Annotated in this window: 1 pseudogene; it reads left to right on the top strand. The window is 78.5% G+C overall.

The annotated features are described in order from the left end of the window. Positions 1–270: pseudogene (locus tag GTW08_RS05725) on the top strand (glycosyl transferase); the annotation flags it as partial.

Here is a 270-nt window from a genome sequence, read left to right on the forward strand (position 1 = left end):
ACGCCGTCGCGGCCGCGGTGGCGCTGCTGCGCGACCGGGACCGGCCGCTGGACCTGCTGTGCCCGTGGCCGCGGCAGGTCGCCTCCGGCCCGCTCGGCCGGCTGGTGCAACCGCTGCTGGCCTGGTCGTGGCTGACGACGCTGCCGCTGTCGGTCGCCGAGCGGTCCGGACGGGCGTCGATGGCCGTCGCGAACGGACAGTTCCTGCTGGTCGAGACGGCCGCACTGGCCCGGGCGGGCGGCTGGGCCGCGGTGTCGGGCGCCGTGCTCG

It is taken from the genome of Pseudonocardia sp. SID8383 (assembly GCF_009864975.1).
In the GTDB taxonomy this organism is placed as follows: domain Bacteria; phylum Actinomycetota; class Actinomycetes; order Mycobacteriales; family Pseudonocardiaceae; genus Pseudonocardia; species Pseudonocardia alni.